1 protein-coding gene is annotated in these 2,172 nt (G+C 64.6%); it reads left to right on the forward strand.

The annotated features are described in order from the left end of the window. Positions 1–1,284: 1,284 nt before the first annotated feature. Positions 1,285–1,716 (forward strand): GNAT family N-acetyltransferase, encoded by a 432-nt coding sequence (locus DD1DGNOD_RS02160; RefSeq protein WP_131766903.1) that lies wholly within the window; start codon positions 1,285–1,287, stop codon positions 1,714–1,716. The last annotated feature ends 456 nt before the right edge of the window (positions 1,717–2,172 follow it).

Raw genomic sequence — 2,172 nt, forward strand, 5'->3', positions numbered from 1 at the left:
TTCTTGTCGTCGTACGACTTCTCGATCTGGCTCGCCAACGGGGCTGCCTGGGCGACTGCCGGGATGAATAGGAAGGCCACGAGGGCAACACCTACTGCGAGCAGCAGGTACACAGGCCTTTTCGTGAGCGTCACGCCGCTCCCTTTCATGATTAGCTGGTAAGTCAATGATTTCCACTTGGGCGCCCAGTTCAGCATAGCGCCAACCGGTCGAGCGTGCCGATCGCCAGCCCCGGAGCTCGACTCGGAGTCCGTGGATTGCGGCTAACGGCCTCCTAATCGGTGGACTGGTGGTCGCTGGGTACAAATTGTCCGGGTGTTCCACCCAAACAGAAAAAGGATGGAGTTCGAGTTGGTTGGCTGCTGTTGGGATCGGCACGGAGCCTCCACCCTGGCGACCAACTGTTTCACCTAAGACGCGCTGTCGTCGTCGAGGAGCAGGTCGGCGTTGTCCGGACAGCCGGCATCCACCCGGGCGGCGCCGTTAGTGTGTCGGGCACCGCCGTGGTGAATTGAAGGCCTGTGCGCCAACGGGTAGACCCATCTGGCGTAGTAGTCGGCGAGCAGCGGCTAGCATTCCTCCCAGGACTGCAGTTGGTCGCGCCAGTCGGCGAAGGACTCCGAGCCTATGACCGCCACATCCCCGGTTTGCAGCTCCTCCGCGAGGCCGTGTCCGGATGTTCACCCTGCGAGTGGTCGAGAAGACAATGTCGGCCTGCGTCCCCGCGGTGCAGTGCCCGGCTCTCGGGTACTGCGGTGGTCAAGAAGGCGATCTCGAAGGCTCCGACGAAGCGGGAAACAACCTCTCGGTTCCACACGAACCCCGAGCCGGTAGGGACCCGCTATCCGGCCCGTGAAGGGGCGGTTTCGGAGTACGGCGGAAAGCCGCCATTGCAATCTTGATTCGGGTGGACCGGATGGCAAGGAGCCGTGCTCCCACTGCTCCTGCCGCACCATGTGAACGCCGGACGAGCCCGTCCCCGCCGGGCGAAACTAAAACTCGACCCTGTGGTAGGTATCCTTGTCACAGGAAAACCATGGCGACGGCCCCCGCCGAGCTGCGACGACGGGTGGGCCAGCAGTGGGCCGATCCCGTTGTTATCACAGCAACCGGGAAGACAGGATATGCCACCACGTGCGGGGAGGCCAGCTGGGCATCCGCTTGCCGGGCCGGGTATCCGCACCCCACCGGACCTGATGACCCGGCTCCAACGCCAACGCCGGCCGGTACCGCCAGAAGGCTCCCTGTGGTAGCGCGCTACGTCGCGCAGGTCGAGGCGCTGCCGTGAGGATCGAGCCTGCTGACGACGGCATGTTCCGTGAGCGCGACCAGTGGCGCTACGACCCGCCGTACGACTTCTACGACGATGACGGGCAGCCGGTGAAGAACCCGGAGCGCTTCTTCGCCGCGCGTGACGACGACGGCACGCTGGTCGGCTTCTACTACTTCGAGCAGAACGGCGACGTGCTCTTCTACGGGTTCGGCCTGCGGCCCGACCTTACCGGGCGCGGGCTCGGGGAACAGTTCGTGCGCGCCGGGCTCGAGTTCGGCCGCGCACGCCACGCACCGCGGCAGGTCGTGCTCGACGTCGCCGCGTTCAACGAGCGCGCGATCCGCGTCTACCAACGCGTCGGCTTCACCGAGACCGGTCGGCGCGTCGAGACGTTCGACCGCTGGGGCGCTGTGGAGTTCGTCGAGATGGAGGAACGACGCTGATCGTCGCGGACGAGGTGCGCGCCGCGCCACCACAAGGCTCCCCCCGGTAGCAGGATTCGCGCACCGATCGGGACTCGGCGCTCACAGACGGTGTCCAGAAAAAATCTGGCACGGCTGGGCTTCTGGGCGTGTCGTCTCCCTCTCCGGGTGCATCATCGTCCCCGTCATCGGAAATGAGCCGAAATGATCAGCGGATGCGGATCGCCTTCAAGGTTACCGTTCGGGAGTCCAGCTGATGGATCGTGCCCAGGCTTCCGCGTGTTCGGTGATCTCGGCAATGAGTGCGCCAGGCTTCGCTCACCGGCAGAACAACTCGATGGAGTAGCTGACGCTGCGGGCCTGCTCGGAGTAGACCGTCACCGTGAAATAAGATCCGGACGCACCGACGTACGTCCCCCGCACGGTGATGACTTGTACCCCACCCGGTCTCAGATTGCCCTCTCGCGGATCGGTGAA

Source organism: Candidatus Protofrankia californiensis, assembly GCF_900634765.1.
GTDB classification, from domain to species: domain Bacteria; phylum Actinomycetota; class Actinomycetes; order Frankiales; family Frankiaceae; genus Protofrankia; species Protofrankia californiensis.